This is a genomic window from Stutzerimonas sp. NM35 (genome assembly GCF_054604355.1).
This window is the reverse complement of sequence record NZ_CM137728.1, coordinates 1,944,893-1,958,596: the sequence shown is the minus strand read 5'-3', so window position 1 is coordinate 1,958,596 and position 13,704 is coordinate 1,944,893. Positions and strand designations below refer to the sequence as shown.

The following is a 13,704-nucleotide window of genomic DNA, read 5'->3' as shown; positions in this document are numbered from 1 at the left end:
GCCAAGTGCAAGCAATCTCATGGACCTTACCCGGAAGGCGCTCGACAGTCTGCTGACGGACTCCCTGCAAGGGCTGATGGCGCTGATCTGCCAGGAAATAGAACGGATTGCACCGGATGCGCTGGTCTTCATCATGCGCGTCGACGAGCAGGGGGTATTGCGGCTGCTGGTGGGCTCCGGCTTGTCTGTCCGGCAGGTCCAAGTGCTGGAAGAACTGCTCGCCACTACGATGACCGGCTGCAGTGCCATGCAATCCGTGGATACTGCTGGTGTTTCGGTGGCGCAAGGCTTGCGCGCCATCGTCGTGCCCTGGGGTACAAGCTGCTGGGCAAAGACCATTCATTCCGGAAATGGCCGGATGCTCGGGGCTCTCGCCGTTCAGTTGCGTGAAACGTCCACACCCAGCCCGCTGCACCGGAGCCTGATCGATACCTGCGTTCCACTCTGTGCCCTGGCTCTGGAGCGGGAGGAAAGCCGCGCCCGCCTGCACCGCATGGCCTTTTACGATGAGCTCACTGGGCTGCCCAACCGCAGCCTGCTGCTGGTCAGGGCGGGACAGGCAGTCGTCCAGGCGCAGTGCGACAAGGGCACGCTTGCTGTGCTGTTCATCGACCTTGACCGTTTCAAGCGAGTCAATAATTCCCTTGGCCGGACCGGCGGTGACGAACTGCTGTGCCTGGTTGCCCGTTGTCTCGAACAGGGCCGGCGCCGCTCGGACATCGTCGCTCGCCTGTCCGGTGACGAGTTCGTTCTGGTATTGCCACAGTGCAGTGGTCAACAGGCCGCCATGCTGGCCCGGCAACTGCTGGTCACTCTTGGCAAACCCTGCAGGGTTGCCGACGTCCCCCTTGTACCCTCGGCCAGCATCGGCATCAGCCTGTTCCCCGGCGACGGCTATGATATCGACACGCTGATCCATCGTGCCGATATGGCGATGTGCCGGGCGAAAATCGTCGGATCGGGTCGATTCTGCTTCTTCAGCGAGGAGTTGAAGCGGTCAGCCCTGGAGTTGCCCCTGGAAAACGCTCTGCGCGCAGCCATCGAGCAAAACCAGCTGCAATTGTATTACCAGCCGCAGATTTTTTTACGTGAGGGGCTGTTGCATGGCGTGGAGGCTCTGGCTCGCTGGCGGCACCCGCAACTGGGTGATATTTCCCCGGCAAGCTTCGTTCCTCTGGCGGAGCAGTGTGGGCTGATAGACGCGCTTGGGCGATGGGTATTGCATGAAGCCTGCCGCCAACTCGCTGTCTGGCGCCAGCGGGGGTTGGAGATTCCGGCAGTATCGATCAATCTGTCGCCCTCCAATTTTCATGACCTCGACCTGCCAGCGGTGATCGCCAGCACTTTGGCGCAATACGGACTCAAGGGCACTGACCTGACGCTGGAAATAACTGAAAGCGTGCTGATGGATAACACTCCCGGTTTTCGCAAGACCCTCCATCAGATTCATGCCCAGGGCGTCTCGCTGGCGATGGATGATTTTGGTACCGGCTTCTCCAGCCTCAGTCATCTGCATCGCCTGCCCATCGGTGAGCTCAAGCTGGATCGTAGCTTCGTCTACGATCTGGAGCGTGATAACACCAGCCGGACCCTGAGCCGTGCGGTAATCGGCCTTGGTGAAAGCCTGCACTTGACGGTGGTAGCCGAAGGCATCGAAACTGAAGGGCAGCGCCGTATTCTCAAGCAGCTGGGTTATCACGTGGGGCAAGGCTATCTGTTCTCACCGCCGTTGCCTCCTGATGAGCTTGAGATATGGCTGGCTGAGAGGCCGCTCCGGTGTGTTTCTTCGCTCGCTCCGCAAGACTGACTCTGACCCGTTCGCAGGAATCCTATCGGGCGCGCACTCTGATCATTGCGCTGAACTGTTCAGCGGGGGTACAGGGGCGGCAGGGTGATCGTATCCGGTTGGGCGTCAGGGGGATGCGCCGCCGGAAGGTCTTGAATGGCTTGCCACAGTGCTTCGCCCTGCCAGCGTTGACCGGTTTCGCTGTAGAGCGCGCCGTTGAGACCGTCGAGCGCGTCGGACAGCGGTACGAAACGCGCGGCCATGTCGGCCAGGGTTTCCGGCTGTTGCCGCGCCCAGGCGTCGATGGCGTGACGGGTCGCCTGGGTGTCGTTGGCCTGACAGGCGCGTTTGAGGTCATCGAGCAGGCTGCGAGGTGTCGGCCCGGCCTGCACGGTACGAACGATGGCCGGCTGGCTGCGTGCATGCAGCCAGAGGCCGAAGCCGAGCAGGGTGGTCAGGGCCAGCAGCAAACTGCTCAGTTGCCAGGGCCAGAGCAGCTGGGTAGCAGTCGGCGTCGAGTTGGCCGGGGCTTCGATGGCAGGCTGCTGCAGCTCAGGATTGTCCGCCACCTGCAAGGAACGGGCGGGCAGCGAGGTGCGTTCCAGGCGGTCTTCAATGGTGTTCCACCAGACCAGCTCGATGGCGGGCAATTGGAAGTCACCGGGCTGCGTCGCCACCAGCGCCTCGCGCTGTTCACGGCTGCCACTGACGCCATGGGCGGCGACTTCGTTGCGCAGGCCGGGTTGATCGGGGTAGCCACGCAGGCCCGGCACCTGTGTCGAGGGTAGTGGCGGCAACTGGGCGCTGGTCAGGCCGTCGGCCTTGAGCAGCAGGCTGCGCGTCAGGGCTTCGCCGATCCGGGCTTCGGCAGGCTCCGGGCTCCAGGCTTCGACCAGGGTCAGGTTGGTTGCCGGCAGCCAGGGTGCATCCGCCGGGTATTCGGCTGGCTTGGGTTTGACCTGCAGCGGGATGGCCGGCGATTTGACCTGGGTCGAGCGGCCAAAGCGCGAGCCGAAGCGATCACCCGTGGCCGGGGCAACCGCCGTGGCGCTGAACAGTTGCGAGGGAATGGTCAGCGCTCCGCTTTTCTGCGGAAACAGGGCATAGCGGATTTCGATCACGCCGTGGCGGATGCCGTTGATGTCCTTTTCGTAGGTGCGTGGCTCGTCGAGCCGCTCCACCAGCGCATCGCTCATCTGCAGCGGCGAGAGGGTGCTGTCGTCATAGAGCGAAACCGAGTGGTAGATGCGCAGGGTGAGCAGCACCTGGGCCTGCACGTAGACGCTGTCCTGGTCGAGGCTGGCATCGATGAAGATCGGTGCCAGCCGGTCGCCGTCTTCGGCGCTAGTCTCGCGCACGTGCAGGGTGATGGGTTCGCTGTGCAGCTCGCCGACCTGCAAGGGGGGGATCACCACGTAACCGCTCTGCTGGGGCTGCAAGGTGATCAGCCACTGGGTGATGGCGCGTGTCTGGCCGTTGATGCTCGCTAGCTGGTTGAGCTGGCGGCTGCCGAACACCTTGAACAGGCCGTCGAGCGGTTGCAGGTCCGGCTTGCCGAAGATCGTCGCATCGTCGGTTTCCAGGGTGAGCTCCAGCGTCTCATCCAGGCTCAGCTGGGTGCGGTCGACACGTGCCGTCAGGCTCGCCGCGCTCGCCTGCAGGCCGAGCAGCATGAGAAGTAGCAGTGTCAGCAGACGCATGATGGATTCATTCCCGATTCATTTCCTGACGCTTGCGATGTTCATGGAGAAACTTGCGCCGCAGCAGCTCGCCGGGGTTGTCCGGCACCTTGCGCAGCCACTGCTCCAGCGCCTGATCCTGTTCCGGATCGGCGAAGGCGTCCCCGGCCTGGGCAGGCTGTGCATCGGCTTCGGCCTGGGCGGTTTCGTCGCTTGCTTCAGCCGCTGGCGGAGTGGTCGCATTCTGCTCGTCGCCGGCTGCGGCGGGTTCTCCCGGCGCGGTGGCGGCGTCACGGGTCGAGGCTGACTGCTCCGACGATGGGCCACCGTCAGCAGCGTCCTGCGGAGGCTGGTGTTGTTGCGCCTGCTGTTCGCGCTGGCGCAGCAGTTCTTCGACCAGGGTTTTGTTGTGCTGTGCCGCCTGCAAACCGGGGGCCTGTTCCAGCGCCTGGTCATAGGCTTCGATGGCCGATTCGAGCTGTTCGTTGCGTGCCAGTGCATTGCCGCGGTTGTAGTGATCGCTGGCGCTATCGCCCTGGGCGAAGCGCTCGGCGGCGCCAGCGAAGTCACCGGCCTGGTAGCGGGCAAAACCCTGCCAGCGGTAATCCTCGAAGCGTTCGGCGGCCTCGGCGGGACGCCGTTGCTCGAGCAGGCGCATGCCTTGCTGGTCCGGGCGCTGCCAGAGGTCATCCATGTCGAGGGCGCTGGCCGGCGGCGGCAGGACGATCAGCAAAGGCAGACAGAGCAGCCAGCCGCGCCGCCCGGCACAGGCTGCCAGCAGCAGGAGTGGCAGCAACAGCCAGTGGCCCTGATCCAGCCAGATGTCGAGTTGCGTGGTCTCGTCGTCACGCGCCTGCAGGGCGCCGCCGCGTTCCAGCAGGCCCAGGCTGCGCAGGTCCTGATCATCGAGGCGTGCCTGCTGGTAGCGGCCACCGCTGTCGTTGGCGAAGCGCCGCAGGGCGCTGTCGTCCAGGCGTGGAATCAGGATTGCGCCCTTGTCGTCCTTGAGAAAGCTGCCGTCCTCACTGGCGATGGGCGCGCCCTGGCGGGTGCCGATGCCGAGGATCAGCAGGCGCAGGCCGGCAGCCTTCAGCTGTGCCTGGATGTCGTTGCGCTCGTGCTCGTCCAGGCTGCTGCCGATCAGCAGCAGGCGCCCACGGCCACGTGCGCCCTGTTCGAGCAGTGCGATACCTTGGGCGACCGCCAGATCGGCGCGCTGGCCGGTCGCGGGCATCAGGTCGGGGTGCAGGGCATCGAGCAGGTTCTGTGTCGTGGCCAGATCCCGGGTCAGCGGCACCAGGGTATGGGCGCTGCCGGCAAACACCACCACGGCGGTCTGGGCATCCTGGCGCGCCTGCAGCAGATCGAGAATCTTGTGTTTGGCCTGCTCCAGACGGCTGGGCCGTACGTCTGCGGCGAGCATGGCCGGCGTCAGGTCGAGCAGTATCACCAGCGGGTCATCGCGCGACAGGCCGGGCTGTTCGGCCTGCTGCCAGCTCGGGCCGAGCAGCGCCAGGCAGGCCAGCAGCCAGGCGCAGCCGAGCAGCAGCCAGGGCAGCCGGCTGTTGCGCAGCTTGCCGCTCGTCAGCAGTACCGCATGAAAGGCTTCGGGCAGCAGGCGTTGCCAGCGCCCGGTCTGCCGACGGCGATGCCAGAGACGCCACAGCAGCCAGAGCGGCAGCGGCACGAGCAACAGCCAGAAGGGTCTGAGCAGATGCGGCCAGAAGTCGATCACGGCTGTTTCCCGGGCAAGAGCCGCTGCAACGGTGTCGGCCAGAGGCGGCTTGCCACCAGCAACAGGCTGAGCAGCAGGGCCGCCGCCAATGGCCAGACGTACAGGGCATCGGCGACGTGTGCCTGCGCTGGTTGCTGAGCGGTCGGTTCGAGCTGGTCGAGGGCGGCGCCGATGGCTTTCAGCTCGTCGCTGGAGCGGGCGCGGAAATACTCGCCGCCGGTCTGTTCGGCGATGGCGCGCAGGGTCGGCTCGTCGAGGTCGGAGGCGTTGAAGCCGAAATGACCGAGTGCACCATCTGCCGGGACGACGGCGCCGATGCCGATGGTATGCACCTTTACATTCTGCGCGGCTGCCAGGCGTGCCGCGAGCAGGGGCTCTATCTCGCCGCCGTTGTTGGCGCCGTCGGTGATCAGCACCAGCACGCGGCTTTCCGCCGGGCGCTCGCGCAGGCGCTTGACCGCCAGCCCGATGGCGTCGCCGATGGCCGTGTTGTTGCCGGCGATGCCCGGGCTGGCATCGTCGAGCCAGGTGCGTACGGTCTGCCGGTCGAAGGTCAGCGGTGCCTGCAGGTAGGCCTTGCTGCCGAACAGGATCAGCCCGACGCGATCGCCATGACGCTCGATGATGAAGTCGCCGAACAACTGCTTGACCAGTTCCAGACGACTGACTTCATGGCCTTGCCACTGCATGTCGGGGTAGTCCATCGAACCGGACACATCCACCGCCAGCAGCAGGTCGCGACCGCTGGTGGGCAAGGGCAGCGGTTCGCCGAGCCATTGCGGGCGGGCGGCGGCGCACAGCAGCAGCAGCCAGACCAGCGCGTAGGGTATCTGCTGGCGCCAGGCGGGCAGGGCGATGCTGGCGCGGCGACCGGACAGGGCCTGGAGGTCGTCGAGAAAGCTGACCTTCAGCGCGGCATCGCCGCTGTCGGCGGCGGGCAGCAACCCGCGCATGACCCAGGGCAGGGGCAGCAGGAGGAATATCCAGGGCCAGGCCAGCTCAAACATGCTTGCGAATCCAGATCTGCACGGCCTGTTCCAGGCCTGCGATGGCCTTGTCGTCCAGCCGGCACTCGGCGCGATAACCACCCTCGACCAGCACCATCCAGCGTGTCAGCCCCGCTGCCGGGCAGCGGTTGTCGAGAAATGCCAGCCAGGCGCGCCCGCTGAGCGTATGCGAATTGTCATCGGGGTAGCGGATGCGGCAGAGGCGCTTGAGCAGGGCGTTGAGTTGCTGCAACCACTGGTTGGCGGGTTGGCCGTCGTAGGGCTTGCTCAACCGGGCCAGCTCGGCCAGGGCGATATGCCGGTGCGGCTCGATCTCGGTTTCGTGCTCGCTGCTGTCGTTTCGCTGCAGATAGCGCCAGGGGCGCAGACGCACTGCCAGCAGGATGGCGAGCGCCAGCGCAGCGAGAAACCACCAGCCCGGTGCGGGTGGCCACCAGGCAATCGGCGGCGGTGCGATCAGCGGCTGAAGGTCCTCGATGCTGTTCATCGCCTGGCACCGGGTTGTTGCACGCTCAGGTGTTCGCGCAGCTGTTCCACCAGTTCACGCTGGGTGCCCAGCGGCATCAGCGGCGAGCGCAGACGGTCGGCCAGGCGCTGCCAGCGGTCGCTACGCGCCTGGGCCTGCTGACGCCAGGTCTGGCGCAGCGCGGCATCATGGGTATCGAGCTCCAGGCGCGCGTTGCCCTGGGCGAAGCGCAGGTGGCCGGCGGCAGGCAGGGCGTGGTCCAGCGGGTCGGAAAGCGGCATGAGCAGCAGATCGACGTGGCGCGCGAGCAGGGTCAGTTGTTGTTCGGCGCTGTCGCTCAGGGTGCGTTCATCGCAGATGATCACCGCCAGGCTGCCGGGGCGCAGCACTTCGCGGGCTCTTCTCAGGGCCATGCCGAACGCTTCGGGGGTGCTGAACTGGTCGGCGGCCAGTGCGGCGTTGGCACGGGCCAGTCGGTCGAGCAGCTGCAGCAGGCTCTGTTTGCTCCGTCGTGGCTTGATCTCGCGCTGTTCGCCCTGACCGAAGACCAGTCCGCCAACGCGATCATTGTGGCTCAGCGCGGCCCAGCCGATCAGGCTGGCAGTCTGCGCCGCGAGCACTGACTTGAGTGCCAGGCCGCTGCCGAAGAACAGTCGCGGGCTCTGTTCGACGAGGATATAGATGGGCCGCTCGCGTTCCTCGTGAAACAGCTTGGTGTGAGGCTCCTGGGTGCGCGCCGTGACACGCCAGTCGATGGTGCGCACATCATCGCCGGCCTGGTAGATGCGTACCTGATCGAAATCCACGCCGCGCCCGCGCAGCTTGGAATGGTGCAGGCCAACCAGCGGCGCGCGCCGCTGCGGGCTGGAAAACAGCGGGACTTCACGGACCCGGTGGCGCATGTCGATCAGCTCGGCCAGGCTCACGCGAATGCCGGCGCCAGAGGTGCGGGCCGTCTGGGCAGCAGTGTCGGGCGCCGAAGCATGCATCACGCCACCGCGACCACGTCGAGGATGCGCTGCAGGACACGGTCCTGGTCGATGCCGGAGGCCTCGGCCTCGAATGACAGGATCAGGCGATGGCGCAGCACATCGAACAGCATGGCCTGGATATCCTCGGGGCTGACGAAATCGCGGCCCGCCAGCCAGGCGTGGGCGCGTGCGCAGCGGTCCAGCGCAATCGAGCCACGCGGGCTGGCGCCATAGGCGATCCAGCTGGCCAGCTCGGCATCGAATTTGGCCGGCGTACGGGTCGCCATGACCAGTTGCACCAGGTATTCCTCCACCGCATCGGCCATGTACAGGTCGAGGACTTCCTTGCGCGCGGCGAAAATCGCTTGCTGCGAGACGCGATGTTCCGGCGTGGTTTCGCCGTTGATGGCTTCGCCCCGGGCCTGCTGCAGGATGCGCCGCTCCACTGACGCGTCGGGAAAGCCGAGCCGCACGTGCAGCAGGAAACGGTCCAGTTGCGCCTCGGGTAGCGGGTAGGTGCCTTCATGCTCGATAGGGTTCTGCGTGGCCATTACCAGAAAAAGTGGCGACAGGTCGTAGGTGCTGCGACCGACGCTGACCTGGCGCTCGGCCATCGCTTCGAGCAGTGCGGACTGGACCTTCGCCGGTGCGCGGTTGATTTCGTCGGCCAGCACCAGGTTGTGGAAAATCGGCCCCTGCTGGAAGACGAAGCTGCCGGTTTCCGGACGATAGATTTCGGTACCGGTGATGTCGGCGGGCAGCAGGTCCGGGGTGAACTGGATGCGGTGGAATTCGGCTTCCAGGCCGCCTGCAAGCTCCTTGATGGCGCGGGTCTTGGCCAGGCCGGGCGCGCCTTCGACCAGTAGATGACCGTCGGCCAGCAGTGCGATCAGCAGCCGCTCGATCAGGCGTTCCTGGCCAAGAATCTGGGTAGAAAGGAACTGTCGCAAGGCGACCATTGCTTCACGGTGGTCCATCTTCGGGCTCTTCTGAAAAGGGCAGGGCGCGCCGGGTCAGACTTTAATTCATTGGCGGGTTCGAGGCTATGTGCGGCTCGGCAACTTGCTCACACCAGGCAAGCGTTTTATGTGGCCGCGACGAAATGGGGGCAGACCCAGGCCTGGGGTTGAACTAAGGTGTTTCGTCATCAGTCATGTCCGCAAGGGTGTGTCGAACCCTGCCAGAATGGAGCTAACCCATGGCGTTCTTTACCGCAGCCAGCAAAGCCGACTTCCAGCAACAACTGCAAGCGGCGCTGGCGCAGCATGTCGATGAAAAACTCCTGCCACAAGTGGGACTTTTCGCCGAACAGTTTTTTGGAATCGTCGCGCTGTCCGAGCTTGCCGAGCGGCGCATGAGCGACCTGGTCGGCTCGACGCTGGCCAGTTGGCGGCTGCTGGAGCGCTTCGATCCGGCGCAGCCGCAGGTTCAGGTCTTCAACCCCGATTACGAGAAGCACGGCTGGCAATCGACCCATAGCCTGGTCGAGGTGCTGCACCCGGACATGCCGTTCCTGGTCGACTCGGTGCGCATGGAACTGATGCGCCGCGGCTATGCCATCCATACCCTGCAGAACAGTGTGCTGCAGGTACGCCGTGGTGCCGATGGCGAGTTCCTGGAGTTGCTGCCCAGGGGCCAGAGCACCGCTGACAGCCGTGCGGAGTCGCTGATCTTCGTCGAGGTGGACAGGTGTGCCAGTGCCAGCGCCCTGCGTGAGCTGGAGCAGTCTTTGCACGCCGTGCTGGCCGATGTGCGTCTGGCGGTGAGCGACTTTGCCGCGATGAAGGCCAAGGCCGAGGAGCATCACCAGCGCCTGAGCGGGCTGCAGGGGCAGGCCGGCACCGGCCAGCTGGGCGAGATCATGGATTTCGTGCGCTGGCTGGTCGATGACCACTTCACCTTCCTCGGCTACGAGGAATTCACCCTCGATGATCAGGGTGAAAGCGGACGTCTGATCTACGACGAATCATCGCTGCTGGGCCTGTCGCGGCATCTGCGCACCGGTCAGGATGAGGACCAGCTGCCGATGCCGGCGGCGCTGAGTTACCTGCGTGAGCCGCTGCTGCTGTCGTTCGCCAAGGCGGCGACGCCCAGCCGGGTGCATCGCCCGGCCTACCCTGATTATGTCTCCCTGCGCGAGATCGACGAGCAGGGACGGGTGACCAGAGAGTGCCGCTTCCTCGGCCTGTTCACCTCTTCGGTCTACACCCAGAGCGTGCGACGCATTCCCTATATCCGCAGCAAGGTCGCGCAGGTGGTCGAGCGTTCGCAGTTCGATGACTCGGCGCATCTGGCCAAGGAGCTGGTCCAGGTACTCGAAGTGCTACCGCGCGACGAGCTGTTCCAGATGACCCTCGACCAGCTCTTCGAGACCGCCATTGCCATCGTGCAGATCCAGGAGCGCAACAGGCTGCGGCTGTTCCTGCGTACCGACCCCTATGGCCGTTTCTGTTACTGCCTGGCCTACGTTCCGCGCGATATCTACTCGACCGAGACGCGCCTGCGCATCCAGCAGGTGCTGATCGATCGGCTGGGCGCCAGCGGTTGCGAGTTCTCCACCTATTTTTCCGAGTCGGTGCTGATCCGCGTGCAGTTCCTGCTGCGGCTGGACCCGGAAAAACCGCTGCAGATCGATCCGCTGCAACTGGAAAAGGAAGTGGTGCAGGCCTGCCGCACCTGGCAGGACGACTATTCCGGCCTGATCATCGAGCGTTTTGGCGAGGCCCGGGGCACCCGCATTCTCAGTGATTTTCCGAAAGGCTTTCCGGCGGGCTATCGCGAGCGCTTCGATCCGCTTTCGGCGGCTGTGGACATCCAGCATGTGCTGGGCCTGAGCGAAGAGCGCCCGCTGGCGATGAGCTTCTACCAGCCGATCACGACCCTCGAGAATCGCCTGCATTGCAAGCTCTATCATCTGGATACGCCGCTGCCCCTGTCGGACATGCTGCCGATTCTGGAAAATCTCGGTTTGCGCGTGCTGGGTGAATTTCCCTTCCATTTGAAGGGCAAGGATGGTCGCCGGTTCTGGATTCACGACTTCGCCTTTACCTATGCCGAAGGCCTGCACATTGATCTGATGGAGATCAACGAGTCGCTGCAGGATGCCTTCATTCATATCCACAATGGCCTGGCGGAAAACGACTCCTTCAACCGACTGGTGCTGACCGCCGGGTTGACCTGGCGCGAAGTTGCGCTGCTGCGCGCCTATGGGCGTTACCTCAAGCAGATTCGCATAGGTTTCGATCTGGGCTATATCGCCAGTGCCCTGCTCAATCATGTCGATATCGCACGCGAGCTGGTGCGGCTGTTCAAGATACGTTTCTACTTGGCGCGCAAGCTGGGCGAGGAGGACCTGGCCGACAAGCAGGAGCGGCTGCAGCAGGCGATCCTGAGCGCGCTCGATGAAGTGGCAGTCCTCAATGAAGACCGCATCCTGCGCCGTTATCTGGCACTGATCCAGGCCACCCTGCGGACCAACTTCTATCAGGCCGACGCCAACGGCAAGCCGAAGCGTTATTTCAGCTTCAAGCTCGACCCGCGCGCGATCCCGGAGATGCCTCGCCCGGTGCCGAAGTTCGAGATTTTCGTCTACTCGCCACGGGTCGAAGGGGTGCACCTGCGTGGCGGCAAGGTGGCGCGTGGCGGGTTGCGCTGGTCGGACCGTGAAGAGGATTACCGTACCGAAGTGCTCGGCCTGGTGAAGGCCCAGCAGGTGAAGAACGCGATCATCGTGCCCGGCGGCGCCAAGGGTGGCTTCGTACCGCGCCGGCTGCCCAATGGTACGCGCGATGAGGTATTCGCCGAGGGCATCGCCTGCTATCGGATCTTTATCAGTGGCCTGCTGGATATCACTGACAACCTCAAGGACGGTCAGGTGGTGCCGCCGGCCAACGTCCTGCGCTACGACGAGGATGATCCCTATCTGGTCGTCGCCGCCGACAAGGGTACGGCGACCTTCTCCGATACGGCCAACGGCATCGCCGCCGAATACGATTTCTGGCTCGGCGATGCCTTCGCTTCCGGTGGCTCGGCCGGTTATGACCACAAGAAGATGGGCATCACCGCCAGGGGCGCCTGGGTGTCGGTGCAGCGACATTTCCGCGAGCGCGGCATCGATGTGCAGCGCGAAAGTATCAGCGTGATCGGCATCGGCGACATGGCCGGCGACGTGTTCGGCAACGGCATGCTCAGGTCCGAGGCCTTGCACCTGGTGGCCGCCTTCAACCATCAGCACATCTTCATCGACCCCGAGCCGGATGCCGCCCGCAGCTTTGTCGAGCGCCAGCGCCTGTTCGATCTGCCGCGCTCATCCTGGACCGATTACGACACCTCGCTTATTTCCGCAGGCGGCGGTGTCTTCGCGCGTTCGGCCAAGCGCATCGAGATCACTCCGCAGATGAAGGCGCGTTTCGATATCGCGGCGGACCAGTTGACCCCCGCCGAACTCATCCATGCCTTGCTCAAGGCGCCGGTGGACCTGCTCTGGAACGGTGGCATCGGCACCTATATCAAGAGCACGGCGGAAAGCCATGCGGATGTCGGCGACAAGGCCAACGACGGAGTGCGGGTCAACGGTTGCGAAGTACGCGCCAGGGTCATCGGTGAGGGCGGCAACCTGGGCGTGACCCAGCTGGGTCGCGTCGAGTACGGCCTGCATGGCGGCGCCTCGAACACCGATTTCATCGACAACGCCGGCGGCGTCAACTGCTCCGACCATGAGGTCAATATCAAGATCCTGCTCAACGAAATCGTCAGTGCCGGAGACATGACCGGGAAACAGCGCAACCAGCTGTTGTTCCAGATGACCGATGCCGTCGCCGCGCTGGTGCTGCACGACAACTACAAGCAGACCCAGGCGCTGTCTCAGGCCGAGCGCCGGGCCCGCACGGGCGGCGGTGAATATCGGCGCCTGATCGGCGCGCTCGAAGCCGAAGGGCTGCTGGACCGTGCGCTGGAATTCCTGCCGAGCGACGAGGCGCTGGACGAGCGGGCGGCCCAGGGCAAGGGGCTGACGCGCGCGGAGCTGTCGGTACTGATTTCCTACAGCAAGATCGACCTGAAGGAGGCATTGCTGCAATCACGGGTGCCGGATGATGCCTATCTGGCGCGGGAGATGGAGAGCGCCTTCCCACAGGCGCTGGCCGAAGACTATCGCGACGCGATGCTGCAGCATCGGTTGAAGCGTGAAATCGTCAGTACGCAGATCGCCAACGACCTGATCAACAACATGGGCATCACCTTCGTTCAGCGTCTGCGCGAGGCCACCGGCCTGAGCTCGGCAAATATCGCCGGGCTCTATGTGGTCGTGCGTGACATCTTCCACCTGCCGCATTGGTTCCGTCAGATCGAGGCGCTGGATTACCGGGTGTCAGCTGAGCTGCAGCTGCACCTGATGGAAGAGCTGATGCGTCTGGGTCGCCGCGCGACGCGCTGGTTCCTGCGCAATCGGCGCCACGAGCTGGATGCGGCGCGTGATGTGGGACATTTCGGCCCACGGGTGGCGGCGCTCGGGCTCAAGCTCGATACGCTGCTGCAAGGCGGTACGCGCGAGCTGTGGCAGGCGCGCTACGAGCGCTACACCGAGGCGGGCGTGCCGGAATTGCTGGCGCGGATGGTCGCCGGTACGCATCACCTGTACACACTGTTGCCGATTCTGGAGGCCGCTGACGAAACCGGACGGTTGCCGACCGAGGTGGCCGCGGCCTATTTCGCGGTGGGTGGCGCACTGGAGCTGCCTTGGTATCTGCAGCAACTGACCGCACTGCCGGTGGAGAATAACTGGCAGGCGCTGGCGCGCGAGAGCTTTCGTGATGACCTGGACAGCCAGCAACGCGCGATTACCGTATCGGTGTTGCAGATGGACGGAGCGCCGGAAGATATCGATGCGCTGGTGCAGTCTTGGCTGGCACAGCGCCAGTATCAGGTCGAACGCTGGCGGAAGATGCTCGCCGAGCTGCGCAGTGCCAGCAGCGTCGATTACGCGATGTACGCTGTGGCCGGTCGCGAATTGCAGGATCTGGCGCTGGAAAAGCCCCAGCAGTAGGTCGGATCGCGTTTCAT

Annotated in this window: 7 protein-coding genes and 1 pseudogene; 2 read left to right on the top strand and 6 right to left on the bottom strand. The window is 64.5% G+C overall.

What is annotated here, in order from left to right:
- Positions 1-19: 19 nt before the first annotated feature.
- On the top strand, positions 20-1,807 hold the full coding sequence (locus tag ACYCFC_RS09190; RefSeq protein ID WP_459653758.1) for a putative bifunctional diguanylate cyclase/phosphodiesterase: 1,788 nt from the start codon (positions 20-22) through the stop codon (positions 1,805-1,807).
- Positions 1,808-1,866: 59 nt separating this feature from the next.
- Here the strand turns inward: ACYCFC_RS09190 and ACYCFC_RS09185 are convergent, their stop codons facing one another.
- The 6 genes and pseudogenes from ACYCFC_RS09185 to ACYCFC_RS09160 all read right to left on the bottom strand — a co-directional run bounded on the left by ACYCFC_RS09185 (position 1,867) and on the right by ACYCFC_RS09160 (position 8,646).
- Positions 1,867-3,486, bottom strand: coding sequence for a BatD family protein (locus ACYCFC_RS09185; protein WP_459653757.1), 1,620 nt, complete (start codon positions 3,484-3,486; stop codon positions 1,867-1,869).
- A 7-nt stretch (positions 3,487-3,493) separates the two neighbouring features.
- A complete protein-coding gene (locus ACYCFC_RS09180) occupies positions 3,494-5,200 on the bottom strand; it encodes a VWA domain-containing protein (protein WP_459653756.1) in 1,707 nt (568 codons plus the stop codon).
- Positions 5,197-6,207, bottom strand: a complete 1,011-nt coding sequence (locus ACYCFC_RS09175) for a VWA domain-containing protein (RefSeq protein ID WP_459653755.1) — start codon at positions 6,205-6,207, stop codon at positions 5,197-5,199. Before ACYCFC_RS09175 ends, ACYCFC_RS09180 begins: the two co-directional genes overlap by 4 nt.
- A complete protein-coding gene (locus tag ACYCFC_RS09170; RefSeq protein WP_181085944.1) occupies positions 6,200-6,694 on the bottom strand; it encodes a DUF4381 domain-containing protein in 495 nt (164 codons plus the stop codon). Before ACYCFC_RS09170 ends, ACYCFC_RS09175 begins: the two co-directional genes overlap by 8 nt.
- Positions 6,691-7,662 carry a DUF58 domain-containing protein gene (locus tag ACYCFC_RS09165; protein WP_181085947.1) on the bottom strand — a complete coding sequence of 324 codons (972 nt, stop codon included), beginning with the start codon at positions 7,660-7,662 and terminating at the stop codon, positions 6,691-6,693. The genes ACYCFC_RS09170 and ACYCFC_RS09165 overlap by 4 nt, the downstream gene beginning before the upstream one ends.
- Positions 7,662-8,646, bottom strand: a pseudogene (locus ACYCFC_RS09160) (AAA family ATPase). The gene ACYCFC_RS09165 and the pseudogene ACYCFC_RS09160 overlap by 1 nt, the downstream one beginning before the upstream one ends.
- Before the next feature lie 196 nt (positions 8,647-8,842).
- On the opposite strand from ACYCFC_RS09160, the gene ACYCFC_RS09155 reads away from it, so the two are divergent.
- The gene (locus ACYCFC_RS09155; protein WP_459653754.1) at positions 8,843-13,687 is read left to right on the top strand and encodes an NAD-glutamate dehydrogenase; all 4,845 of its coding nucleotides are present in this window, start codon (positions 8,843-8,845) and stop codon (positions 13,685-13,687) included.
- Positions 13,688-13,704 lie beyond the last annotated feature (17 nt).

Bases quoted from the DNA above. Each gene is read 5' to 3' on its own strand.
- ACYCFC_RS09190 (WP_459653758.1), top strand. From the start codon at position 20: ATGGACCTTACCCGGAAGGCGCTCGACAGTCTGCTGACGGACTCCCTG.
- ACYCFC_RS09185 (WP_459653757.1), bottom strand. From the start codon at position 3,486: ATGCGTCTGCTGACACTGCTACTTCTCATGCTGCTCGGCCTGCAGGCG.
- ACYCFC_RS09175 (WP_459653755.1), bottom strand. From the start codon at position 6,207: ATGTTTGAGCTGGCCTGGCCCTGGATATTCCTCCTGCTGCCCCTGCCC.
- ACYCFC_RS09170 (WP_181085944.1), bottom strand. From the start codon at position 6,694: ATGAACAGCATCGAGGACCTTCAGCCGCTGATCGCACCGCCGCCGATT.
- ACYCFC_RS09165 (WP_181085947.1), bottom strand. From the start codon at position 7,662: ATGCATGCTTCGGCGCCCGACACTGCTGCCCAGACGGCCCGCACCTCT.
- ACYCFC_RS09155 (WP_459653754.1), top strand. From the start codon at position 8,843: ATGGCGTTCTTTACCGCAGCCAGCAAAGCCGACTTCCAGCAACAACTG.